Raw genomic sequence first — 24,099 nt, forward strand, 5'->3', positions numbered from 1 at the left:
CAAATAAAACATCAAACTTTTTAACATTACTTAACAGTATTAGAAATCATGATCAACATAAAATCTATTACACCGACAGAACTTGCAGAAAAATTAAATCAGAAACATCCTCTGTTTTTACTTGATGTACGAGAATCTAATGAAGTAGCAATATGCCACCTTGAAAATTCCGTCCATATTCCAATGAATCTTATCCCACTTTGTTTAGATAAAATACCCGATGAAATCGACATTGTACTTTACTGTCACCACGGAGTTCGGAGCCTTAATGTTGCCAATTATTTAGCTGAAAATGGTTTTGATACTGATTATCTTTATAATCTTAGTGGTGGGATTGATGCTTGGGCATTAACCGTTGATACGCAAATGCCAAGATATTAAATGCCCGCCTTCACAACGGGCACATTTTGGATTTTATCCTTGTGGCATCACCCAATAACCATTTTGATTGTGAGCTTGCATATAATCCTTAAATTGTTGGGATTGATAAATACGTTTAACATCCTGCGCCCATTGACTGTTTTCATTACCTTCATTCACCACAACCATAATTTCTAAATCGGGGACAATGGTTTCCAAAAGCAATGCTTTGCTCGAATCAATGTTGGCCGAATAAACAATACTCCCCGGAATGACAGCAAAATCAAGCTCATTAAGAACTCTAGGAATATTTGCCGAATCCATTTCAATAATATCGATGCCCTCTAAGTTTTCAGCGATATCATTTTTACTCGCTAAAATAGGATTCGTATTTTCTTTCAATTTAATCCATCCTGCTTTTTCAAGTAAATTATAAGACCGTGCAGCATTTGAAGCATCTTGAGGAATCGCCACTTTAGCTCCAGAAAAAACCTTATCTAATGATTGATATTTATTAGAGAAAATCGCCGCAGGTACCGATGGCACATGCACAACTGGCTTTAAATTAGCTTTGCGTTGGGCATTAAATACATTCATATAAGCAGTATGCTGTGCAACGGTTAAATCAATGCTTCCTTCACTCAATGCCACATCTGATTCTAATAAATGTGGGAAATTAACCAGTTTAACTTTATATCCTTCTGATTCAAGAATAGGTTTTACCGCATCTCTAAAAAGATCATTATACGGGCCGGGTGATACCCCCATACTAATCTCTTTTTTGGTTTGATTATTAGCTTGTTTTGAGGAATTATCACAAGCGCTCATTAAACATGCAGAACTAAATAAAACCACAATAGCAATATGTTGTAAGAATTTATGTTTGATAAAACCATTTTTCATTTGAGTTACCCTTTATCGGCTATCGACATTTGTTTTACTCTAGCACAGAAATAATGGTTTATTTATTCCAAGTTATTCTATCTTATAACTTTTTGGAATAAGATATAAAAAACGATTATTAGGTTGAAAAATTAAGCTGTGCTAACGTTAAAAACATCTCATAATCATTTTTTGGATATATTATGCATCAGCCCATTGCACAAACTATTCATCAACTTTTTGTTACATTACATCAAAATCCTGAGCTTTCAAATCAGGAGTTCAATACCACTAAAATATTGAAAACGTATTTAGAAAAAGCAAACATTAAAATTTTAGAATTAGGTGCTAAAACGGGGGTCATTGCCGAAATAGGAACAGGTTCACCTATTCTGGCTTTACGAGCTGATATTGATGCGTTATCCATCCATGAACAAACAAATTGTGATTATCGTTCCCAAAATAAAAATGTTATGCACGCTTGTGGGCATGATGTACATGCATCAATTTTAATGGGAGCGGCTTATCTTTTAAAAGAACACGAAAAAGATTTAACAGGGACCATTCGTTTACTATTCCAACCTGCGGAAGAAAACTTTAGTGGAGCTCTACAGTTTATCAAAATTGGGGCATTAAAAGGGATAGATGCCATACTCGGTTTACACAACAACCCTAATTTAACCATTAATCAAATGGCATCACGATCTGGCCCTTTTTCAGCTAATGTTGATCGCATTGAAATTACCATAACCGGTGTTGGAGCACATGCAGCAAGACCTGAATCGGGTATTGATCCTATTGTTATTGGTGCACAAATTGTAAACACCATACAAACTATTTCAAGTCGTTCTGTAAGTGGTCTTGATGCTGTAATTGTCAGCATTACTAAATTTGAAGGTGGAAATACTTGGAATGTGATACCTGAAAAGGTTGAAATGGAAGGCACGGTAAGGACCCTTACACCGCAAATCAGAGCTAAAGTCAAACAACAGTTAAGATCTATTATTGAACATATTGCTATTGCAATGGGCGCAAAAGCTGAATTAAAATGGTTCGAAGGCCCTCCATCAATCATAAATGTAGAAAAATGGGTCGAGCTTGCAAAAAATATTGCGAGACAAGAGGGTTATGAAATCATTGATTTTCAACCTCAATTAGGCGGTGAAGATTTTGCCCATTATTTACATCATGTACCGGGCGCATTTATTAACCTTGGTTCTCAAAGCCCTTATGCACTTCACCACCCTAAATTTCAAATTAATCCTGACATGATAATACCTGCAGCAAACTATTTAGCTAAACTTGCCAAACAAGCGCTTATCCAAATAGACCAAAGTTAATAGGGACGCAAGAATGATTAGATTTGAAAATGTATCCAAGCAATATGAGCGAAACGGCATCACCACTCAAGCCTTAGACAAGATCAACTTAACCATTGATAAAGGGGATATTTTTGGCATCATTGGTTATAGTGGTGCAGGCAAAAGCACTTTAGTTCGTTTAATTAATTACCTTGAAAAACCGACACAAGGTCAAGTGATCGTACAAAATCAAATTTTAAATCAACTATCCAGTTCTGATTTACGCCAAGTTAGGCGAAAGATCGGCATGATATTTCAGCACTTTAATTTACTTGAATCAAAAACCGTTTATGAAAATATTGCTATTCCTTTAATTCTAATCAAAAAAGATAAACATACAATTAAACAAAAAGTAAATGAATTATTAGAATTTGTTGGATTAAGTGACAAAGCAGATAGTTATCCTAAAGAGCTGTCTGGCGGACAAAAACAGCGAATCGGCATAGCTAGAGCGTTAGCTAACGATCCGGATATTTTACTTTGTGATGAAGCAACTTCAGCGCTTGATCCTCAAACTACACGAGCAATCTTAGATTTAATCAAAAAAATCAATGAAAAATATAAAATAACGGTAGTTTTAATCACGCACGAAATGCATGTTATTGAACAAATTTGTCATAAGGTAGCCGTAATGGAAAAAGGTAAAATTATTGAACAAGGCAACGTGCTGGATGTATTTGGACACCCACAACACCAAACAACTCGAAATTTTGTCAATTCAGTCATTAGTAATCAAATCCCAAAGGGTGTTGTTGAAAATTTGTTAGAGCTAGAAGGCAAAAAAGACAATATTAAACTATTTAAACTTGAATTTTTAGGTCGCTCAGCTTCAGAGCCTGTTATCAACTCACTCATTTTAAAACAAATTGTTGTCGTTAATATTCTATTTGCTCATATGTCTGAAATTGAAAAAACGGTTTTAGGCAGTATGTTTATTCAGTTAAAAGGTAACGATAGCAATATCCAAGAAGCCGTACAATTCCTTCGAGAACATGGCGTACAAGTTACTGAAATAAACCACTGGGAGGAAAACTAAATGCAAATTTTCACCAATATCCTTGAATATTTCAAAGCTAATATTTCAACCACCGTGACAGTTGAGCAATTTATCCAAGCGAGTTATGAAACATTTTATATGGTGTTTTTCGCTTTAATATTGGGTTCATTAATTGGTATTTCACTCGGTGTTTGTTTAGTGACAACTCGCCCAGGAGGATTGCTTGAAAATAATCGAATATATCGGATTATGAATCCTATTATTAATTTAGTTCGTTCGCTACCTTTTATTATTTTACTAGTGGCAATTGTCCCTTTTACTAAATTTATTGTGGGTAGTTCGATTGGTACAACAGCAGCTATCGTGCCTTTAACATTTTATGTCGCCCCTTACATTGCTCGCTTAGTTGAAAATTCTTTACTTGAAGTAAACAGTGGCATTATTGAAGCCGCTGAATCAATGGGGGCAACACCAATCCAGATCATTTGGTACTTTATATTACCTGAAGCATTTAGTTCATTGATTTTAACCCTAACCACTGCCACTATCGGCTTAATTGGAGCGACAGCAATGGCAGGTGCAGTTGGCGCAGGCGGAATTGGTGATTTAGCCATTTCATATGGTTATCAACGTTTTGATACCACAGTTACCTATATTTGCGTGGTCATTTTAGTTATTGTGATTCAATTGGTGCAAAGCACAGGTAATTTTTTAGCTCGCAAAGCAAGGCATGAATAAATCAGAATATGTGATTATTATTTGAACCGATTAGAAACGCAGCTTAATGCCAGACTAAAAAATGATTTAACACGCTAAAAACCTCATTTAGTTTTTTTGACTATTACAAATCAAGATTCAGTGATTTTTAATTAAAAAATGCTTTTTACCTTAAGCATTACCATAATATAAGGATTGACAATATGTTTTATCGATTTCTTTATTTGCCATTATCAAGTAAAATAACGTTAATTTTAATTAATTAAGGTAGTGTAGGAATCATAGTGACTGACTCATTACAGCAAAATTTGGTTGAAATTCATGATATGTCATTTTATCGAGGAACAAGACCAATTTATAAAAATATGAGCTTGAATGTCCCAAAAGGCAAAGTGACAGCGATTATGGGGCCTTCAGGTATTGGTAAAACCACGCTACTGCGTCTAATCGGTGGTCAATTAAAACCTCAATCAGGAAAAATATTATTCGATGGTGAAGATATTCCAAGTATGTCTCGCGCCCGACTCTATGAAGTTAGAAAACGCATGAGCATGCTATTCCAATCTGGCGCACTATTTACCGATCTTTCTGTTTTCGATAATGTTGCCTACCCGATTCGTGAACACCTTGATTTACCTGAGCCTGTATTACACAATTTAGTATTGATGAAACTCCAGTCTGTTGGACTTCGAGGCGCCGCCCGTATGATGCCGTCAGAATTATCCGGAGGTATGGCAAGGCGAGCTGCGCTAGCCAGAGCCATTGCCCTTGACCCTGATTTAATTATGTTTGATGAACCTTTTGCCGGTCAAGACCCAATCTCAATGGGCGTCATTGTTAAATTAATCTCAGAAATCAATCAATCGCTTGGATTAACCTGTATTGTTGTCAGTCATGATGTGAATGAAGTCCTTAGTATTGCGGACTATGCTTACATCGTTGCTGAACAACACATTATTGCAGGCGGAACATCACAGCAATTACGCGAAAATGACGACTTGCGTGTAAAACAATTTCTTGAAGGCTTAGCTGATGGACCAGTCCCTTTTCATTATCCCGCTGATGACTATAAATTAGACCTAAGCCGAGGTATATAACATATGTTTAATTTACTTGAAAGATTGGGAAAATGGTTAATTAATCTTATTGCTTTAATGGGGCGTTCAGGGATGATGCTTTTTGGAGCACTCATTGGACGTCCACAATTTGCGAAACAGTTCCCATTACTGGTCAAACAATTTTATTTTGTTGGCGTACAATCTTTAACGATTATTATTGTATCCGGACTTTTTATTGGTATGGTGCTTGCACTACAAGGTTATTTTATCTTAACCACATTTGGTGCTGAGGCAAGTTTAGGTATGATGGTTGCGCTCGCTTTATTGCGTGAACTAGGCCCTGTTGTTGCTGGATTATTATTTGCTGGACGTGCCGGCTCGGCGTTAACAGCTGAAATTGGTCTCATGAAAGCTACCGAACAACTATCAAGCATGGAAATGATGGCAGTCGATCCATTACGGCGTATTATTGCACCCCGTTTCTGGGCTGGATTTTTCTCTATGCCGTTTTTAACGGCTATTTTTGTCGCGGTTGGTATTTTAGGTGGTGTATTAGTTGGCGTTGATTGGAAAGGTATTGATGCAGGATTTTTTTGGTCTTCCATTCAAAGTAATGTTGACTGGTGGCATGATTTAGGCAACTGTTTTGTAAAAAGTTTTGCCTTTGCAATTGCCAGTACTTGGATTGCACTTTTTAATGGTTACGATTGCGTACCAACATCTGAAGGAATTAGTCGAGCAACTACCAATACAGTTGTTTATTCATCATTAGTTATTTTGGGGTTAGATTTTATTTTAACCGCATTAATGTTTAGTCATTGAGGTCATTAAACATGAGTCGTAAAGTCGAAATTACAGTTGGATTATTCATGGTACTAGTCATTTGCTCAGTACTATTTTTATGTTTTCGCGTTACCGATCCTACATCTTTTACTAGCCATAATTCATATCGAGTATACGCCGTATTTGACAATATTGGCGGATTAAAAGTTAGATCACCAATTAAAATTGGTGGGGTGGTAATTGGGCGAATAACCAATATTAGCTTAACATCATCAGGAAGTGATATTTATAAACCGTATGTAACAATGGATATCGATAGTCAGTACAATAAAATTCCAAGCTCCAGCTCACTATCAATCAAAACCTCAGGAATTTTAGGTGAACAATTTATTGATATCAATTTGGGGTTAGATCAATCGACCGAATTCGCCATTGACGCATTAGATGCTCCTGATGCCACTAATACAACGGCTCAAAAAAATGACAAACCACCTTATTTTCAAGAAGGATTTGTTGTTAGCAATACTAAACCAGCAATGGTGTTAGAAGATTTAATTGGTCAGTTTCTTTATAGTATGGGTGATTCATCAAATAAAGAAAAGAAACAAAATACGCAAGATACAAATGAACAGTAAGGAGTTGTCATTATGTTAACCAAATTTAAGCAAACTATTTTTTTAATTTTCGCTTTAGCAGTTAGTATGTCAGCTTTTGCTGATAATAATCCTTATGATGAAATGCAAGTGGCCGCTGACAAAATTTTTAGTACCATGAAAGCACAACAATCAGCAATTAAATCAAATCCTAATTTGCTCAAAGATATTGTGAGATCTGACCTATTGCCTTATGTACAAGTCAAATATGCGGGTGCGCTAATTCTAGGCAACGCCTATAAAGATGCGACCGATGCGCAACGTACAGCCTATTTTAATGCTTTTGAAAACTATCTCGTTCAAGCTTTTGCACAAGCACTATCTATGTATAATGGGCAATCTTACCAAGTTGAAAAAGCAAAAGATTTAACTGGAAAAACATTAATTTCTATTCGAGTATTATTAAATCAACCAGACAAAGGTCAACAACCATTACGTATTGATTTTCAATGGCGAAAGAACTCGGTGACGGGTGAATGGAAAGCTTACGATTTAATTGCCGAAGGGGTAAGTATGATTACTACCAAGCAAAATGAATGGTCAACTATTTTAAGACAAAATGGTATTGATGCATTAACGAAGCAATTAAATGACCTTTCCAATCGTAAAATAGACCCGAATCAAAAACCTAAAGGTTAACTTAACATGTCACGAATCACAACCGAAAAGCAACAAGATATATTATATCTAAAGGGTGAGCTTGATGCTCACTCCTTAAGTGATATATGGTCAATACAAAATACACTATTAAAAGAGGTGAAAAAAATTGATGTGGCACAGCTGATTCGTGTTGACTCTTCGGGACTTGCCACACTTGTCTATTTTTGTAATAAATATAATGTTACTTTAGACAGTGTGAATCCTCAGTTACTTACTTTAATTGCGCTTTATGATTTACAACCAGTGATACTAAAATAAGTTACGCTCATCTTTAATCAAAAGACAAATTAAGATAATATGAATAATATTCAACATAAAATCACAAAAAATAATGAGTTTTAATAATGGACAAACAGCAAATAATAGATAAATTAAAAAGTTCACTTAATCTTGAGGAAGTGCATGTCATGACTAATGATGGTAGTCATTTTCAGGTCATTGCTATTGGTGAATTATTTGCAGATCTAAGCAGAGTTAAAAAGCAACAAGTTATTTATGCTCCTCTCGCAGAATTTATTAATGATAACCGTATTCATGCCTTATCAATTAAAACTTATACTCCAACAGAATGGCAACGTGAGCGGAAATTAATGGGATTATAGTGCCCTCTTCATCAAAACTAAATGAATGGCTATTTCCATAACCTGATGTTCTATAAAACAACAATATCATTGTACAAAGGTATCGCAACATGACAAACCCATTACTAAAAACTACACCACTTCCTTTATTTTCTCAAATCAAGCCTGAACATGTTTTACCTGCAATTCAAGAGGCTTTGAAAAATTGTCGTCATACGATTGAAACCGTATTAACTAAAAATAGTCAATACACTTGGGATAATTTAATCCAACCCATTGATGAAATGGACGAAAAATTTAGTCGAGCATGGTCTCCAGTAAGCCATCTTAATTCTGTAAAAAATAGCCCTGAACTGAGAGAAGCCTATGAAGCTTGTTTGCCATTATTATCAGAATACAGCACATGGGTTGGACAGCATAAACCGCTTTATCAAGCCTATAAACAGATTAAAGAAAGTGAAGAGTATACCAAACTGACTAAAGCGCAAAAAAAGGTGATCGATAATGCATTACGTGACTTTGAGTTATCCGGAATCGGATTACCGGAAGATGAACAAAAGCGCTATGGTGAAATCGTTGCTAAACTTTCGGAACTCTCCTCTAAATATAGTAACAATGTTTTAGATGCGACCATGGGGTGGACAAAATTAATCACAAATTTAGATGACCTTACAGGCATGCCAGAAAGTGCATTAGCAGCAGCTAAAGAGCAAGCCAAAGCCAAAGGTCAAGAAGGCTGGTTACTCACCCTTGATATCCCAAGTTATTTACCTATTATGACTTACTGTGATAATCGTGATCTGCGTTTTGAGCTTTATCAAGCTTATAATACAAGAGCATCAGACCAAGGACCCAACGCGGGTAAATGGGATAATACTGAAATAATAAAACAAATTTTATCATTGCGTGATGAGCTAGCACATTTATTAGGCTTTGAGACTTATGCCGATAAATCCTTGGCAACAAAAATGGCTGAATCTACACAGCAAGTCATCGAATTTTTAACTGATTTAGCAAGTAAGGCAAAACCGCAAGGCGAAAAAGAACTCGCCGATTTAAAACGTTATGCTTACGAATTTTTTGGCGCTAGTGATATTAAACCTTGGGACATAGCTTATTACAGTGAAAAACAAAAACAATATCTTTATACCATCAATGATGAAGAGTTGCGCCCTTATTTCCCAGAGCAAACTGTTATAAATGGTCTATTTGAAGTTGTTCATCGTGTATTTGGCATTACGGCAAAACAACGACAAGGCGTCGAAGTTTGGGATCCTGAAGTTAAATTTTATGACCTCTATAATACAGATGGTGAATTAAAAGGTAGCTTTTACCTTGACTTATATGCTCGTGAACATAAACGAGGAGGCGCATGGATGGATGATTGTATTGGTCGTATGCGTTTTGCGGATGGTCACGTGCAAAAACCAGTTGCTTATTTAACCTGCAATTTTAACCGCCCTATTGGCGATAAACCTGCACTATTTACACATAATGAAGTCACAACGCTATTTCATGAGTTTGGACATGGACTTCATCATATGCTGACTGAAATTGATGTCTCTTCAGTTGCAGGAATCAATGGTGTGCCATGGGATGCAGTTGAATTACCAAGCCAATTTTTAGAAAACTGGTGCTGGGAACCCGAAGCTTTAGCGTTTATTTCTGGACATTATGAAACAGGTGAACCTTTACCTGCTGAAATGCTTGAAAAAATGTTAGATGCTAAAAATTATCAAGCAGCGCTATTTATTTTACGTCAGTTAGAGTTTGGGCTGTTTGATTTTAAACTTCACAGTCAAAAAGATCCTGATATTTTAGAAACATTAAAGCAAGTTCGAGAATTAGTCGCTGTGGTTCCAACTGTTGAATGGGGACGATTCCCTCACGCCTTTAGCCATATTTTTACAGGGGGCTATGCCGCAGGTTATTACAGCTATCTCTGGGCTGAAGTATTATCAGCAGACGCCTTTTCTCGCTTTGAAGAAGAAGGCATTTTTAATACAAAAACGGGAAATGCTTTCCTCGACAAAATTTTATCGCAAGGTGGAAGCGATGAACCTATGACACTGTTCAAAAACTTCCGAGGTCGCGAACCCCAACTAGAGGCTTTACTACGTCATTATGGTATCCACTAGTTCTCATTGCGCTCAGCTAAGCCAATTAGCTGAGCAGTGGTTGTCCACACATAAAGATCTTCCGTTTGTCCTACTTAATCAACATGATCAGCTAGCGTTACAAAAAACAGATGAGCCTAAATTAGGTGCCATCTCTGTTGATTTTACCTCTGGCGCCATGGCGCATCGCCGTCAATTTGGCGGAGGACGCGGTGAAGCGATAGCAAAAGCTGTTGGGGTAAAAGGTGATTACTTACCTACCGTCGTGGATGCAACGGCTGGGCTTGGACGTGATGCATTCGTATTAGCGGCTGTAGGTTGTCATGTCACCATGTTTGAAAGACATCCTGTCGTTGCGGCTTTGTTAGATGATGGTCTACAACGTGCCTATCAAGATCCCAATATAGGTAGTTGGCTTCAGCAGCATTTACATCTTATCTATCATTCGAGTATTACTGGACTTGATTCCTATCCAGATAAGCCAGATGTTGTCTATCTTGACCCGATGTTTCCACATCGTCAAAAAAGTGCGCTAGTCAAAAAAGAAATGCGTATTTTTCAACAATTGGTGGGGAGTGATAGTGATGCTGATAGTCTACTTGAACCGGCAAGGTGCTTAGCTAAAAAACGGGTTGTCGTAAAAAGACCGGATTCTGCACCTTTTCTCGCCAATGAAAAACCAACCGCAGAAATTAAAACCAAAAATCACCGATTTGATATATATACCCCTGTCAGTGCACTATAGGAATGATAAATATTATGCGATTAGATAAATTTCTCGCTCACCATTTAGGCATTAGCCGTACAATCGTCAATAAGGAATTAAAAGCGAAAAAAGTTACCGTGGATGGTGAAATCATAAAATCAGGAGCTTATCAACTTAGTCCAGAACAACTTGTCGAATACGATGGTTATGAAATCATACCCATCACACAAAACCGCTACTTTATGTTGAATAAACCTCAAGGCTATGTCTGCTCGACGGATAATCCTGATCATCCAACAATTCTCTATTTTATTGATGAACCCATGTCTGAAAAACTTCATGCAGCGGGACGATTGGATCTTGATACGACTGGACTTGTGTTATTAACCGATGACGGTCAGTGGTCACATCGCATTACGTCACCTAAACACCATTGCGAAAAAGTTTATCAAGTGACGGTTGAACACCCATTAACCGATAATTTAATTGAAATATTTCACAATGGCATTCAGTTAAAAAATGAAAAAACACTGACAAAACCCGCTAAACTCACAATCATCAATGAATATCATGCGGAATTAACTATTAGCGAAGGACGTTATCATCAAGTTAAACGGATGTTTGCGGCGGTAAACAATCATGTTACTGCATTGCATCGCAAACAAATTGGCAATATTATTCTCGATGTTCCTGAAGGCGAATATCGTCCGCTTACGGAAGATGAGATTAAATCATTTTGTAAATAGCCAATATAAAGCCGTCATTAATAAGTGAATTTAATGATCAAGCTAATTTAATCGAGCCATTATTATCAAAAAATGAAAAGTTAATAATTAATGAAAGCCAACAATCCATGAAGGAATCGCTACGTGCAGCCCTATGACAAACCAATAGAGATCAACATCTCGAAAAAAGCACTTATTTTTATTCTTGGATTATTATCTATGTTAATGCCACTATCCATAGATATGTACTTACCAAGTATGCCAACCATCGCCGAAAATTTTCATGTTTCTGATGCAACAGTACAACTCACCATTAGTTGTTATTTATTGGGATTTTCATTTGGTCAACTCATTTTTGGTCCTTTAACTGATAGTTATGGGCGCCGTTATGTCTTAATTTTTGGGTTAATTATTTTCATATTAGCTTCTATAAGTTGTGGTATTGCGGCCAACATTCATCAATTGATTACGGCTCGATTTTTTCATGGTATAGCGGCTGCTGCAACAGCTATCGTTGTGAACGCATTAATGAAAGACATTTATCGTGATCGTGATGAGTTTTCTAAAATGATGTCTTTTGTTATGTTAATCTCAAATGTCGCTCCGCTACTTGCACCGATTATTGGCGGATTTGTATTATATTGGTTTAATTGGCAAGCCAATTTTTTTGCCCTTGGATTAATTGCATTGTTGTGTTTGGTATTCGTTTTTACGGCTATTCCAGAAACATTAAGTCAATCTAAACGAGATAAATTTAGTTTAACGCGTATTCTCAGTAATTTCATAACGTTATTTCGGCATACACAAGTATTGTCTTATATGATGATCGGGGCATTTTCAGGGGCTGGATTATTCTCATTTCTTAGTTTAGGGCCATTTGTCTATATGAACTTGCATGGTGTCGAATCAATCCATTTTGGTTATTATTTTGCACTCAATATTACCGTAATGATTATAATGAATACGATTAATAGCCGTTTTGTTCGCCGTGTCGGTTCAATCAAAATGATGCAATTTGGGCTTTTAATTCAATTTATCATGGCTATCGCACTTACAGTGGTAACTATAACCAATTTAGGGTTTATCTATTTAGTTATCTGTGTAGCGGGTTATATTGGTTGTATATCAATCATTGGCGGAAATAGCATGGCGGTGGTGTTGGATTTCTATTCTCATATTGCAGGCACGGCATCTTCGCTGGCAGGCACGCTTCGATTTGCGGTAGCGGGGGCTATTGGTGTAATACTTTCTACGTTAGTCGCTGCTCATCCCCAGACAACCGTTAATCATAACATGAGCGAATGGCTCATGGTTGGTTCAATGGTAATCAGTAACTTTATTGCGGTCAGTTTATTTTTGCGTATAAAATCTTTCAGAAGGAATGAACAATGATCTATCAATTGGGTGATTTAAAACCACAAATTCATCAACGCTGTTTTATAGCTAATTCGGCGGATATCATTGGCAATGTAGTTTTAGAAGAAGGTGTTTCAATTTGGTTTAATGCCGTTTTACGAGGTGATATCGCACCTATTTTCATTTGTAAAAATAGCAATATACAAGATAATTCAACGATACATATTGAAACGAATATTCCGTGTATCGTAGGTGAAAATGTCACCGTTGGCCATAATGTTATTCTTCATAGCTGTACCATTGACAATAACGTTCTAATTGGCATGGGCAGTACCATATTGAATGGTGCTAAAATTGCCAAAAACTGTTTAGTCGGTGCTAATTCCCTTGTTACGCATAGCTTACCCTATGAAGAAGGTTGCTTAATTCTTGGCTCCCCAGCTAAAATCGTACGTAAATTAACGCAAGCAGAAATCGCAGCCAATATTGAAAATGCACAACATTATGTTCAAAATGGCGAAAGATTCAATAAAACGCTCAATCTTGTCGATTAATCGTAGCCCAATAAATTGTGATTTAAACATATTCACTCTGTGAGAGATTGCAATTTATGGTAAAATACCAACCATTTACTGCGATATTTTTAAGGTACATGTTTGAAAAAGCAAAAAATCACAGGAAAACAGATAATAATTGAACTTATTCTATTAGCGTTAATAGGATTATCCGTTTGCTTGTTTTTATCACTATCGACTTATAACTCATCGGATCCGGGTTGGTCACGTACGGCTTGGCATTATCCTGTCAGTAATTTTGGTGGTTTAATTGGTGCCTATGCTTCCGATATTTTGTTCCAATTTCTAGGCTATATTGCATTTAGTTTACCTGTCATTATTGCATTAATTTGTGTACAGTTAGTTGGTTATTTTTATCGACATGCTAACGAACCGATTAATTATTTCAGTGTCTCTTTTCGGATAATTGGTATTTTAGCCTTTGTTTTTAGTAGTACGGGTTTTTTTGCATTAAATATTAGTGATCCAAGCGAATTTGAAGCTGGTGGTTATCTTGGTTCAATCGTCATAGAAAATCTTTTACCTATGATGAATAACTTTGTTCTTTCTTTGATTCTTCTTGCTGTTTGTTTTGCTTGTGTAACTTTATTAACGGGGCTATCTTGGCTTTACATAATTGAAAAACTTGGTGCTTTTGTTATGGTTTTGCTTACACCAGTAAAATGGTTATTGCTATCCCGTCGTGTCAATCACGTTAATCAAATCGATACTGAACCCAAAAATCAAAAATTATCTCAAGACCAAGAACCTCAAATAACACTGTCAATTAATTCAAATAGTAGTCAATTAGATACTATGGATGATTTTCAAACAAATATAGGCAGTAAAAATAGTGAGCCGTCATTAGAAACAAGCATTAATAAAACGTCTGATAATTCAACAACCTCTTTAGCGGCTAACGATAATGAACAACTCATCAAAACAGCAGCAGAGCTACTACAAACATTAGAAACATCAAAACAAACGCAATCATCCAAAAAAACATCGAGCAAAGAGAATAGCAATGAACTTAATCAAAGTGATATCTTAGCTCGTATGGAATTGATTTTGAAAAACATCAATGAACAACAAAATCAAGACCAGATAATTCAAGCTGACGGTCAAGACTTTCAAGCTAAAAAGCTTGAAATAACAGAGCCTTTTGAAGAAGATAAATACACGATCACCGATGCACCGTTCAAACCGTTATTTACCTTAACGCATAATGCGCACGAAGCTAATCCTGATAGTCCAATCGTTGCAACACAAGATGAACTAACGAGAGAAATATCATATTTCAAAGAAATAAATACACCTTATAACACAAAAGTTGAAACTCAGCATAATTTTGAGGTTGAAAACCAAGTAACACAACCACCTGAAGATGTCGATATAGACATTCTTAAACAAGAAAACCCAATTATAGATGACATTTATCCAGAAGAGGTAAGGCTAGAGGAGACTCAAGTGCAAACTTTTGCTTTACGTGAAAATGACAACGAAGAGGAAGAGAATGATGAGGGTGAAAGTTTGATTCACCCATTATTAAGACGTGATGATAAACCATTACCAAAACCAACCACACCACTGCCGTCATTAAACTTGCTTACTGCACCACCAACAGCACGCATTGAAGTGGATCATGCAGCCTTAAATGCGATGTCAGAATTGATTGAAAAAAGCCTTTCTGACTATCGAGTCAAAGCGAAAGTTGTCGATTACATGCCTGGCCCAGTTATTACTCGCTTTGAAATTGAGCTTGCACCGGGTATCAAAGCTGCTCGTATTTCTACGCTAGATCGGGATTTGGCACGTTCGCTTTCAATGCCATCTGTACGTGTTGTAGAAGTCATTCCTGGCAAACCTTATGTTGGCATAGAGTTACCGAATAAAAATCGACAAACAGTCTATTTTAGAGAAGTCTTAGACAGCCCACAATTTAGAAATGCCCAATCGCCACTTACGATCGTGTTAGGTAAAGATATCTCAGGGCAATCTGTAGTTGCCGATTTAGCTAAAATGCCACATTTATTGGTTGCCGGTACCACGGGGTCGGGTAAATCCGTTGGTGTCAATGCCATGATTTTAAGCATTTTATATAAATCATCGCCAGAAGATGTCCGGTTTATTATGATTGACCCTAAAATGCTAGAACTGTCAATTTACGAAGGGATCCCGCATCTATTAACACAAGTAGTGACCGATATGAAAGACGCCGCTAACGCCCTTAATTGGTGTGTTAATGAGATGGAAAAGCGTTACCGACTTATGTCAGTTTTAGGTGTACGCAATATTGCTGGTTATAATGAAAAAATTAAACAAGCAGAAGAAATGGGTAGACCGATTCCCGATCCACTTTGGAAACCAACCGACAGTATGGATCTCAATATGCCGACATTGGAAAAATTACCTTATATTGTTGTCATGGTTGATGAATTTGCCGATCTTATCATGGCGGTGGGTAAAAAAGTCGAAGAATTAATTGCAAGGCTTGCTCAAAAAGCACGGGCTGCGGGTATTCACCTTGTATTAGCAACGCAGCGTCCATCCGTAGATGTAATTACAGGTTTAATCAAAGCCAACATCCCTACGCGTATTGCTTTTACAGTTTCGAGTAAAATAGACTCACGCACTATTTTGGATCAAATGGGGGCAGAATCGTTACTTGGTATGGGGGATATGCTATATCTTGCGCCTAATAGTTCAATTCCGATACGTGTTCATGGTGCATTTGTCCGTGATGAAGAAGTCCATGCGGTCGTTCAAGATTGGAAAGCGCGTGGTACGCCAAAATACATTGAAAATGTCACCGTAGCCACTGATGACGGCGAAAGCGGTAGTTCAGATAGTCTTGACGAAGAACTGGATCCCCTATTCGATCAGGTTGTGGAATTTGTTGTTGAAACTCGCCGAGCCTCAATTTCAAGCGTTCAGCGAAAATTTAGAATTGGTTACAACCGAGCAGCAAGAATTGTGGAGCAAATGGAAGTCGAAGGCATTATCAGTGCGCCAAGCCACAATGGAAATCGTGAAGTACTTGCTACATCATCGCATAATGATTACTAGTTCTTCAATTACCAATCTATTTAAAAATAGATTGGTAATGTGCCAGTTTAATTCATTCAGTTACCTTTTCTAACAATTTCAAAAAGACAAGCAAGTTTGACATTTCATATAGGTATTAATCAATAATGAACGATTATTCAAAGCAAGTGGCATTCATAGAATCAAAACTGATTAAAGATCAGCAATCTTTACCAGTACAATTTGCCATTAAATCTCTAATCAGAGAGATATGCTTATCGCCCAAACCAGGGCTGGTTGATATGAATAATAACGGTGCGCACCGTGATATGAATTTTCAAACTTTTATTGCCAGTATTGAGGCAATATCATGTTGGTTTGAACCATTCTATCAGTATGGAATAGATTCAGATAATAAAGATCCTCATCTTTTTTTAACTGATATAAGACCTATTGGGATACAGTGTGAACAAGCGATGTACCATGCTACACATCAAATTAATACCCATAAAGGTGGGATTTTTGCTTTTGGTTTGTTACTTGGCGCTATCGGTAGATTAACGAAACAACAACGACAAATCAATATTCAAAGTATCAGCCACGAAGTGTCGACAATTTGCCAAGGCATTGTTGAGCATGAGCTTAAACAAAATCATCAAATAAAATCCGTGGGTGAAAAGCTATTTAAACTACACAACCTATCTGGCGCACGAGGAGAAGCAGAATCAGGTTATGCTACAGCAATAAATATCTCACTCCCTATTTACAAACAGATGCAACATAATGGTTATAATGAAGAAGATTCCTTATTACAAGCATTGCTATACTTGCTTGCCTATAATCAGGATACCAATTTGGTATCAAGAGGTGGGCTTGAGGGGTTAAACTTTGTCAAACAACAGGCTAAGCAGATTATTTTGCAAGGTGGCATTACACACCCAGATGGCATTCAGCTATTAACTCAACTTGATGATAAGTTGATTGAACGCAATTTAAGTCCTGGTGGTTCTGCTGATCTTATTGCAATAACCTGGTTTTTGTCTCAATACTAGCAAAAATGATATTCATCAAAAAAAATTAAAAATAATATTGATTATCATTACTAATAATATATTATTTCACCCCCAAAGTATTAAATTAACTTAAAAAAACAATGAAATTGAAATCAATATCTTTATTAGTAATCAGTGCTTTTAGCGCCAATTGTGTACAAGCTTACAATCATGATGTGACTACAGACATCATTTTACCTTTCAACCAAATCGATGAACGTTATTTTTTAACAAATAGCAGCACTACACCAGTGAATATTATTGCAGAAAATGGTTTAACGATTAAAGATGATGCATCTTTCCATTTGGGTTTTAGTGGCAAAACAGCTACCGAATCCGCCTCAAATGCACAAGGTGACATTAACATGTTCATCAAAGGCAATTTTCAAATCTATAATGACACGTGGATTGGTAAATTTGATACCAAATTCTTTACCCAATATTTAGGATTACACAGTGATTTTCCTTTTGATCCTATAGAGCACGATATTAACGTTCATGTTTCGGGTGATATTAATGTTGAGTTAGGTGCAGATAAACAACGAGGTGGTTTGATGATTTTAGCCGGTAACGTAATGCGCACCGGCCCAAATTCTACAGGAAAAACAACGGTTATTGTTGACGGTGATACGAAAATTCGTAGTGGCGATAATCATCTAGCTGGCACCGCCTCTGCCCCTGCAAGACTGACCACCCGTACCTTTAATTTAACGGGCGGAGACATTGAAATCATTGGTGCAAAAACAGTATTAGAAACGACAAATAAGGATTCAAATCGTTCTTCTGTTTTAATAGGTAAAACAGGCAAAATGATTGTCATGCGAGAGGGAACGGTTGATGTCAGCCGTGGGGGTAATTTCGATGTTGTAGATCAAGGAATCTTGAGTGCCAGCCGAGGTAATGGTTTTATAAAACTCGCACCAAATGGACAAGTAAATGTTGGTAAAAATGCGACAATCGAATCTTCTAAGGGTTCACTGTCAATTAGCGATCAAACCAATAAAACATCTCAACTCAATATTGATGGTATCGTTAGCTTTGGTATTTCTGATACCAAACAGGTCAATGTGATACGCGGTGATAACATCAATCTTTCATCTAATGCCAAATTTTCAGTAACAGATGACTTTATCAAAAATGGATTGAAATATACGACAACCGATGTAAATGCGACAGTTTTAGCCGCAAATAATAAATTAACTATACACTCTATTCAAGACGGTCAACTAAAACCACTTGTTCAAAATATTTATGGGGACTTGAACTTTAAGCAATCGGGAAATGAACTTGTATTTGTCAATGCGAGCAATGTCACCAATTTCGATGATGTAAAAAATGCACAAAATGCAGCTAAACGCCAAATCTCACGTTATTATCAACAATCAGGTATTTCTTCAAAAAATGTCGCAAAACGATTGACCAATAATTTGGTAAAAGTCGCTTATGAATCAATGTATAACACAAATAATAATGAAATGATAAGTAAAACTAATTCCAAAGCTGGGAAATTAAATTGGCAAATACTCAGCAATATGGCACGTGGTAATTTAGCCATTGAATCAAAAGGAACGACACTATTTTTTAATCAAAATATCGCTGGGCTTTATAATAATAATCATGGTTTACATTTAACTGAAATCGCAATGAATTCACTGAATGATACCAAAGCCATTTTAGATAAACGAGTTCACCAATTTCATCTAAACCAAGGTGAAGAAAATAATTTATGGGTTAACCTGACTCACCATTATGAAAATACCGATAATAATCAGGGCATTTCTGGATATAAATACACTTCTAATGGGTTTATGCTCGGGTTCGATAAAGAAGTTATCGATAATCTTTTAGTGGGTAGTGCCATTGGTTATTCCACTGGTAAATATAAGGATAAAGCGGCTTCATCAAATGATTCTGATATCCATCAATATCAAATTCAGTTCTACAGCAGTTATAAATTTCCTAATAATATGCTTGGGTCTACATTCGCAGGCTATTCTTTCGGAAAAAATAATTTAAAAACTCACGATAGTTTTAATACTATCAAGGAAAAATTCAATAACAAAACATGGAATTTTGGTGGTGCTATTGGCTATCATTGGCAAAATACCGAAGAATTTGCAATGATTCCAAGTATTGGCTTAACTTATATTTATACCGAAAACAGTGCTCACAATGTTAGCTATGATAAGATCAACTTAGTCAAATATGGTCAAGCGACAAATTCTGCTCTATTGATGCCGCTTGATTTGACCACAACATATTCTTTCTTCAAAAATAAGGATAGTCAATTAACTTTAACGGGTCAAACCGGCTATACTTTTAATTTTAGTCGCAATAAATTTGATAGTGATATTACCCTTAATGGCATTAATGGATTATCTAAAATGCATAGCTATTCATCAAACAGAACGAAAAATCAATATAATTTAGGGGCTGGAATCAATTATCAATATCAGTTGATAAATTTAAATCTTGATTATCAATACTTTGGTCAAAGTAAAAAGAATAGTCATTATTTTACAGCAAGTGCTAAGATAGATTTCTAAAATTTCAAACTTAATTGTATTAAAGTTCGCAATATAAAACTATGGTGGTAAAATGTATCACCTTAGTTTTATATTAAATAATATCTTTCAATCGTTCTTGATATTCAGTATCATTCGTAAACTGCCTTTTAATGATAAAAACGTACATTTATCACTGATGTCTTTAATAAAAATTAGCTATTTACTTATTTACTCTTCTGATTTTAGCTCTTAACACTATTATCAAACATAAGGAATGCGTTATGACAATCTTTGAAGAAAAAGCATTAGCATTAAGTACAAAACTGCAGTGTAAATTTCATCATGCTTTAGATAATCAGCCTCAATATACCACTTTAGCCACGGATAAGGTTTTATTTAAGATCCAATACTGATGATAACCTTGCTTCTGAATCTATTTTACCGAATGCATTTGAATCCAAGTTTACTAACGTATTGATGAATAAGTCAACAATACAACCCATAGCCAAAAAATCATTAATTAAATCGATAGAGTATGAAATCTGTAAATAGCGTATTTAATTAATAATTTTTATCTCATCTGCATTCATATTCTTGAACCATCAACTTTATTGCTGAAGAATAAAATATGAAATTTATGATTAATCAATTAACGCTTAAAACTAAGCTTATCAGTTTGATTTGCGCTGTATTTATATTTTCAGTTGTTGTTCAATATATTTATATTATCTATGTGATAAACAAAGAGTATTTTTATCTGTCTTCTCAACGATTTAAAGATATTGCCGAATTAGTATCAACTAATCATAATCTCATTGATCAAGTCAGTAATCCCACGTCAGACAATTTACAAGCAATCCAACATTATACCGAACAAGTTCGCCAACTTTCTTTAGTCGATTTTATTGTCATTTTTAATATGCAAGGTGTACGGTATTCGCATCCCGATATAAATAAAATAAAAGAACCTAGAGTAGGTGGCAATGAACAAAAAACGTTACAAGAAGCGCCCCATCAATCCTCATCAACAAGAACATTTGACGATTCAATTAGCGCAATGAGTCCGATATTCAATGATAAACGTCAACAAATTGGTATGGTTTTAGTTGGACAAACACGCCAAAAAATTAATTATCTGGCTTCAAAGTCAAGCCAACCTATCGGGTTATCATTATTTGTATCCTTCACGTTAGCTGTTATTTTAGCTTGTTTGTTATCGCGTCATATTTCGAAACGATTGTATGGATTTAAACCTACCCAAATGGCTCAACTTTTTGAAGAACATAATGCCATTATTAGAACCGTCAAAGAAGGCATAGTGGTGATTAACCGAAATGGATTAATTTCACAAATTAATGATGAAGCCATTAGAATATTACATATGGATAAGAGTAAGGAAAACATTATTGGCAAATCTATTAGCACCCTGATTCCTAATACACGTTTAAATGAAGTTATGAACAAGGGGATTGCTGAATATGATTGTGAGCAAAATATTGATGGTGTGGTAATTTTGATTAATCGTATTCCATTATATGTAAAAAATAAATTAGTCGGGGCCATTGCTTCTTTTCGTGATATAACAGCAATACGCCAGTTAGCAGAGAAATTAAAAGACATTAATCGTGATGCCGACACATTACGTTCTCAATCACATGAATTTAGTAATAAATTGCATGTAATTTATGGGCTAGCATATCAAGATAATAAAAAAGAATTAGTCAATTATCTAGAAGGTATTATTGGCAATAAACAACCAGAATTAGATGAGATTAGTCAGTACATTAAAGACCCCATTATTGCTGGCTTTCTTAATAGTAAATTGAGTCGAATAAAAGAATTAGGGGTATCGTTAACTTTTAACATTAATGGAATGCTCGCCCCTATTTCTAATCACTTAGTCATTCATAGTTTAATCACTATTCTTGGCAATCTAATCGATAATAGTTTAGATGCCGTTCATAGTTTAGCTGATAAAAAAATAGAGATAAATTTTACTGTCCAAAACGGCTATTTTTACATCGAAATCATTGATAACGGGATAGGTATTTCTGAAAAAGAGGTAAAGTATATCTTTCAAAAAGGCTATTCAACCAAAGGAGATAATCGTGGTATGGGATTATATTTGGTTTTATCTTGTGTTAATGAACTTGGCGGTAATATTCAGTTATTCAATCTTGGTAAGAAAAAAGGAACATGCTTTAAAATATCACTGCCATTAGCAGTCCTTTATCGAGAAGTATCATAATTGTAATGACCTGATAATTCATAAATATGTCTCATGAAAATGAAATTAAATAACATATAAGTTACCTAATTGTAGTTAACCACAATTAGGCTTTAACATTTATTATTTATCTAACGTGATTTCATCCAACGATAAACTAAAACTTGGCACAAATATTTCTAAAAAATAATTCATTTCAGGACTTCCACGTTCAGACAATGTCTTTTTCAAACGCTGCTCAGCCAATCTAAACTCATTATTACCGGCACTAAGCTCTTCAATCGTCTTAAGATAAGCACATAACGCATCAGCCTGTTTGACAATGTTTTTTTCTGTTTCATCATAAAAGTCATCATCAATGAGCGTTCTAAAATCATCTTGTAACTCTTGCGGTAACATATTAATTAGCTTGTTTTGTGCAATTTTTTCAATCTTTTTGTATTCTGTTGTAATTTGAGGATTATAGTATTTTGTCGGTGTAGGAAGGTCTCCAGTAATCACTTCAGATGCATCATGATACATAGCTAATAAAGCGATTCTTTCAGGATTAACTTTTCCATCAAAATGTTTGTTTTTGATGATTGCTAACGCATGTGCAACAAAAGCAACTTGAAGACTATGCTCAGATACATTTTCTGTTCTGACATTGCGCATTAACGGCCAACGATTAATTAATTTTAATCGTGAAAGATGAGCAAAAAAATGACTTTTATTCATATCATCATCTCATGAGTTATAAAAACAAAAACGCTCCCATTAAAAAATGGAAGCGTTTAAATTCATTTTTAAAACAAATTGTTAAGCTAAAACAAGCTGTTTTGTACCCAATGCGAGCGGAACAGTTTGATCATCAGCAAATGTAACATATTCCCATGCACTTTGTTTAGCTAACAACGCTTGTAATAATTGATTATTTAATGCGTGTCCTGATTTGTAACAAATCACTTCACCTATCATGTTGTGACCACTCATATACAGATCGCCGATAGTATCTAGCATTTTATGGCGAACAAACTCATCCTCAAATCGTAAACCATCTTCATTGAGAACTTTATAATCATCCACCACAATGGCACAATCTAAACTACCACCTAAGCACAAACCTTTAGATTGTAATGCTTCGATATCTCGCATAAAACCAAACGTTCTTGCACGGCTAATCTGACGAATGAAAGATTCAGATGAAAAATCCAACTGATAACGTTGAGAACTATTATCAATTGCTGGGTGATGGAAATCGATTGTAAAATCCAATCTGAATCCACTATATGGTCTCACTTCAGCCCATTTATCCCCATTTTCAACACGTACCGTCTCTTTGATGCGTAAAAACTTTTTAAGCGCATTTTGTTCAACAATGCCAGCATCAAGCAGCAAATAGACAAACGGGCTTGCGCTACCATCCATAATAGGAATTTCTGGTGCATTAACCTCAATAATAATATTATCAATACCCAGTCCTGCTAATGCTGAATTGATGTGCTCAACCGTCGAAATACGCACATTATCTTCATTAACCAGACAGGTACAAAGCATTGTATCGCGAACCGATTTAGCATCCACAGGAAAATCAACATAAGGATTCAAATCAGTTCGACGATATATAACACCCGTATTTTCAGGAGCAGGACGCAACGTCAAAGTAACTTTTTTGCCAGTATGTAAACCGACACCAGTTGCTTGAATTGTCTTTTTTAATGTTCTTTGTTTCATTAGCACCTACTGTTTTTTTATTTGTTTCTATTGAACTATGACAATAAAAAATCAAATAAGTTCACT

Annotated in this window: 23 protein-coding genes; 20 read left to right on the top strand and 3 right to left on the bottom strand. The window is 35.7% G+C overall.

What is annotated here, in order from left to right; translation table 11 throughout:
• Window positions 1–51 precede the first annotated feature (51 nt).
• Window positions 52–381 (top strand): rhodanese-like domain-containing protein, encoded by a 330-nt coding sequence (locus tag ACGH47_RS01725; protein ID WP_411605098.1) that lies wholly within the window; start codon window positions 52–54, stop codon window positions 379–381.
• Between the two features lie 33 nt (window positions 382–414).
• Here ACGH47_RS01725 and ACGH47_RS01730 read toward each other — a convergent pair whose 3' ends face one another.
• The gene (locus tag ACGH47_RS01730) at window positions 415–1,263 is read right to left on the bottom strand and encodes a MetQ/NlpA family ABC transporter substrate-binding protein (protein ID WP_411622501.1); all 849 of its coding nucleotides are present in this window, start codon (window positions 1,261–1,263) and stop codon (window positions 415–417) included.
• Window positions 1,264–1,445: 182 nt separating this feature from the next.
• Here ACGH47_RS01730 and ACGH47_RS01735 point away from each other — a divergent pair, with 182 nt between their 5' ends.
• From ACGH47_RS01735 to ACGH47_RS01825, 19 genes are all read left to right on the top strand, one after another.
• The gene (locus ACGH47_RS01735) at window positions 1,446–2,582 is read left to right on the top strand and encodes an amidohydrolase (RefSeq protein ID WP_411622503.1); all 1,137 of its coding nucleotides are present in this window, start codon (window positions 1,446–1,448) and stop codon (window positions 2,580–2,582) included.
• Between the two features lie 13 nt (window positions 2,583–2,595).
• Window positions 2,596–3,639 (top strand): methionine ABC transporter ATP-binding protein, encoded by a 1,044-nt coding sequence (locus ACGH47_RS01740; RefSeq protein WP_411589907.1) that lies wholly within the window; start codon window positions 2,596–2,598, stop codon window positions 3,637–3,639.
• Window positions 3,640–4,338: a methionine ABC transporter permease gene (locus ACGH47_RS01745; protein WP_267380858.1), complete on the top strand. Its 699-nt coding sequence runs from the start codon at window positions 3,640–3,642 to the stop codon at window positions 4,336–4,338. It abuts the gene before it with no gap.
• Between the two features lie 263 nt (window positions 4,339–4,601).
• Window positions 4,602–5,414 carry a phospholipid ABC transporter ATP-binding protein MlaF gene (mlaF, locus tag ACGH47_RS01750; RefSeq protein ID WP_267352324.1) on the top strand — a complete coding sequence of 271 codons (813 nt, stop codon included), beginning with the start codon at window positions 4,602–4,604 and terminating at the stop codon, window positions 5,412–5,414.
• Window positions 5,415–5,417: 3 nt separating this feature from the next.
• Window positions 5,418–6,197 (top strand): lipid asymmetry maintenance ABC transporter permease subunit MlaE, encoded by a 780-nt coding sequence (gene mlaE, locus ACGH47_RS01755; protein WP_065558871.1) that lies wholly within the window; start codon window positions 5,418–5,420, stop codon window positions 6,195–6,197.
• An 11-nt stretch (window positions 6,198–6,208) separates the two neighbouring features.
• The gene (gene mlaD, locus ACGH47_RS01760) at window positions 6,209–6,793 is read left to right on the top strand and encodes an outer membrane lipid asymmetry maintenance protein MlaD (protein WP_267352325.1); all 585 of its coding nucleotides are present in this window, start codon (window positions 6,209–6,211) and stop codon (window positions 6,791–6,793) included.
• A gap of 12 nt (window positions 6,794–6,805) precedes the next feature.
• Window positions 6,806–7,450, top strand: a complete 645-nt coding sequence (gene mlaC, locus ACGH47_RS01765; RefSeq protein WP_267352326.1) for a phospholipid-binding protein MlaC — start codon at window positions 6,806–6,808, stop codon at window positions 7,448–7,450.
• Window positions 7,451–7,456: 6 nt separating this feature from the next.
• A complete protein-coding gene (locus ACGH47_RS01770; RefSeq protein WP_065558874.1) occupies window positions 7,457–7,729 on the top strand; it encodes an STAS domain-containing protein in 273 nt (90 codons plus the stop codon).
• An 86-nt stretch (window positions 7,730–7,815) separates the two neighbouring features.
• The gene (locus ACGH47_RS01775; protein WP_065558875.1) at window positions 7,816–8,073 is read left to right on the top strand and encodes a BolA family protein; all 258 of its coding nucleotides are present in this window, start codon (window positions 7,816–7,818) and stop codon (window positions 8,071–8,073) included.
• Between the two features lie 89 nt (window positions 8,074–8,162).
• Entirely contained in the window at window positions 8,163–10,190 is a 2,028-nt protein-coding gene (prlC, locus tag ACGH47_RS01780; protein ID WP_411622505.1) for an oligopeptidase A, read from the top strand.
• On the top strand, window positions 10,177–10,914 hold the full coding sequence (locus tag ACGH47_RS01785) for a class I SAM-dependent methyltransferase (protein ID WP_411622507.1): 738 nt from the start codon (window positions 10,177–10,179) through the stop codon (window positions 10,912–10,914). The genes prlC and ACGH47_RS01785 overlap by 14 nt, the downstream gene beginning before the upstream one ends.
• 14 nt (window positions 10,915–10,928) lie before the next feature.
• Window positions 10,929–11,621 carry a 16S rRNA pseudouridine(516) synthase RsuA gene (rsuA, locus tag ACGH47_RS01790; RefSeq protein WP_411622509.1) on the top strand — a complete coding sequence of 231 codons (693 nt, stop codon included), beginning with the start codon at window positions 10,929–10,931 and terminating at the stop codon, window positions 11,619–11,621.
• A gap of 123 nt (window positions 11,622–11,744) precedes the next feature.
• Entirely contained in the window at window positions 11,745–12,992 is a 1,248-nt protein-coding gene (locus ACGH47_RS01795) for a Bcr/CflA family multidrug efflux MFS transporter (protein WP_411622511.1), read from the top strand.
• Entirely contained in the window at window positions 12,989–13,510 is a 522-nt protein-coding gene (locus ACGH47_RS01800; protein ID WP_411622512.1) for a gamma carbonic anhydrase family protein, read from the top strand. The genes ACGH47_RS01795 and ACGH47_RS01800 overlap by 4 nt, the downstream gene beginning before the upstream one ends.
• A gap of 102 nt (window positions 13,511–13,612) precedes the next feature.
• The gene (locus ACGH47_RS01805; protein WP_411622514.1) at window positions 13,613–16,576 is read left to right on the top strand and encodes a DNA translocase FtsK 4TM domain-containing protein; all 2,964 of its coding nucleotides are present in this window, start codon (window positions 13,613–13,615) and stop codon (window positions 16,574–16,576) included.
• A 125-nt stretch (window positions 16,577–16,701) separates the two neighbouring features.
• Window positions 16,702–17,586, top strand: coding sequence for a triphosphoribosyl-dephospho-CoA synthase CitG (citG, locus tag ACGH47_RS01810; protein WP_411622516.1), 885 nt, complete (start codon window positions 16,702–16,704; stop codon window positions 17,584–17,586).
• Window positions 17,587–17,687: 101 nt separating this feature from the next.
• Window positions 17,688–20,132, top strand: coding sequence for an autotransporter outer membrane beta-barrel domain-containing protein (locus tag ACGH47_RS01815; RefSeq protein WP_411622518.1), 2,445 nt, complete (start codon window positions 17,688–17,690; stop codon window positions 20,130–20,132).
• A gap of 242 nt (window positions 20,133–20,374) precedes the next feature.
• The gene (locus ACGH47_RS01820) at window positions 20,375–20,506 is read left to right on the top strand and encodes a hypothetical protein (protein WP_411589918.1); all 132 of its coding nucleotides are present in this window, start codon (window positions 20,375–20,377) and stop codon (window positions 20,504–20,506) included.
• 215 nt (window positions 20,507–20,721) lie between these two features.
• Window positions 20,722–22,341, top strand: coding sequence for an ATP-binding protein (locus ACGH47_RS01825; RefSeq protein ID WP_411622519.1), 1,620 nt, complete (start codon window positions 20,722–20,724; stop codon window positions 22,339–22,341).
• Window positions 22,342–22,443: 102 nt separating this feature from the next.
• Here the strand turns inward: ACGH47_RS01825 and yfbR are convergent, their stop codons facing one another.
• On the bottom strand, window positions 22,444–23,037 hold the full coding sequence (gene yfbR, locus ACGH47_RS01830; RefSeq protein ID WP_267352336.1) for a 5'-deoxynucleotidase: 594 nt from the start codon (window positions 23,035–23,037) through the stop codon (window positions 22,444–22,446).
• A gap of 81 nt (window positions 23,038–23,118) precedes the next feature.
• Complete coding sequence (gene lpxC / locus ACGH47_RS01835; protein ID WP_267352337.1) at window positions 23,119–24,033, bottom strand: UDP-3-O-acyl-N-acetylglucosamine deacetylase; 915 nt, start codon at window positions 24,031–24,033, stop codon at window positions 23,119–23,121.
• Between the last annotated feature and the right edge of the window lie 66 nt (window positions 24,034–24,099).

This window comes from Gilliamella sp. CG16 (assembly GCF_046635785.1).
Taxonomy (GTDB): domain Bacteria; phylum Pseudomonadota; class Gammaproteobacteria; order Enterobacterales; family Orbaceae; genus Gilliamella; species Gilliamella apicola_I.

Excerpts from the sequence above, each read along its gene's own strand:
- ACGH47_RS01730 (WP_411622501.1), bottom strand. The coding sequence starts at position 1,263 with ATGAAAAATGGTTTTATCAAACATAAATTCTTACAACATATTGCTATT.
- ACGH47_RS01735 (WP_411622503.1), top strand. The coding sequence starts at position 1,446 with ATGCATCAGCCCATTGCACAAACTATTCATCAACTTTTTGTTACATTA.
- ACGH47_RS01740 (WP_411589907.1), top strand. The coding sequence starts at position 2,596 with ATGATTAGATTTGAAAATGTATCCAAGCAATATGAGCGAAACGGCATC.
- ACGH47_RS01745 (WP_267380858.1), top strand. The coding sequence starts at position 3,640 with ATGCAAATTTTCACCAATATCCTTGAATATTTCAAAGCTAATATTTCA.
- mlaE (WP_065558871.1), top strand. The coding sequence starts at position 5,418 with ATGTTTAATTTACTTGAAAGATTGGGAAAATGGTTAATTAATCTTATT.
- mlaD (WP_267352325.1), top strand. The coding sequence starts at position 6,209 with ATGAGTCGTAAAGTCGAAATTACAGTTGGATTATTCATGGTACTAGTC.
- mlaC (WP_267352326.1), top strand. The coding sequence starts at position 6,806 with ATGTTAACCAAATTTAAGCAAACTATTTTTTTAATTTTCGCTTTAGCA.
- ACGH47_RS01770 (WP_065558874.1), top strand. The coding sequence starts at position 7,457 with ATGTCACGAATCACAACCGAAAAGCAACAAGATATATTATATCTAAAG.
- ACGH47_RS01775 (WP_065558875.1), top strand. The coding sequence starts at position 7,816 with ATGGACAAACAGCAAATAATAGATAAATTAAAAAGTTCACTTAATCTT.
- prlC (WP_411622505.1), top strand. The coding sequence starts at position 8,163 with ATGACAAACCCATTACTAAAAACTACACCACTTCCTTTATTTTCTCAA.
- ACGH47_RS01785 (WP_411622507.1), top strand. The coding sequence starts at position 10,177 with ATGGTATCCACTAGTTCTCATTGCGCTCAGCTAAGCCAATTAGCTGAG.
- rsuA (WP_411622509.1), top strand. The coding sequence starts at position 10,929 with ATGCGATTAGATAAATTTCTCGCTCACCATTTAGGCATTAGCCGTACA.
- ACGH47_RS01800 (WP_411622512.1), top strand. The coding sequence starts at position 12,989 with ATGATCTATCAATTGGGTGATTTAAAACCACAAATTCATCAACGCTGT.
- citG (WP_411622516.1), top strand. The coding sequence starts at position 16,702 with ATGAACGATTATTCAAAGCAAGTGGCATTCATAGAATCAAAACTGATT.
- ACGH47_RS01815 (WP_411622518.1), top strand. The coding sequence starts at position 17,688 with ATGAAATTGAAATCAATATCTTTATTAGTAATCAGTGCTTTTAGCGCC.
- ACGH47_RS01820 (WP_411589918.1), top strand. The coding sequence starts at position 20,375 with ATGACAATCTTTGAAGAAAAAGCATTAGCATTAAGTACAAAACTGCAG.
- ACGH47_RS01825 (WP_411622519.1), top strand. The coding sequence starts at position 20,722 with ATGAAATTTATGATTAATCAATTAACGCTTAAAACTAAGCTTATCAGT.
- yfbR (WP_267352336.1), bottom strand. The coding sequence starts at position 23,037 with ATGAATAAAAGTCATTTTTTTGCTCATCTTTCACGATTAAAATTAATT.
- lpxC (WP_267352337.1), bottom strand. The coding sequence starts at position 24,033 with ATGAAACAAAGAACATTAAAAAAGACAATTCAAGCAACTGGTGTCGGT.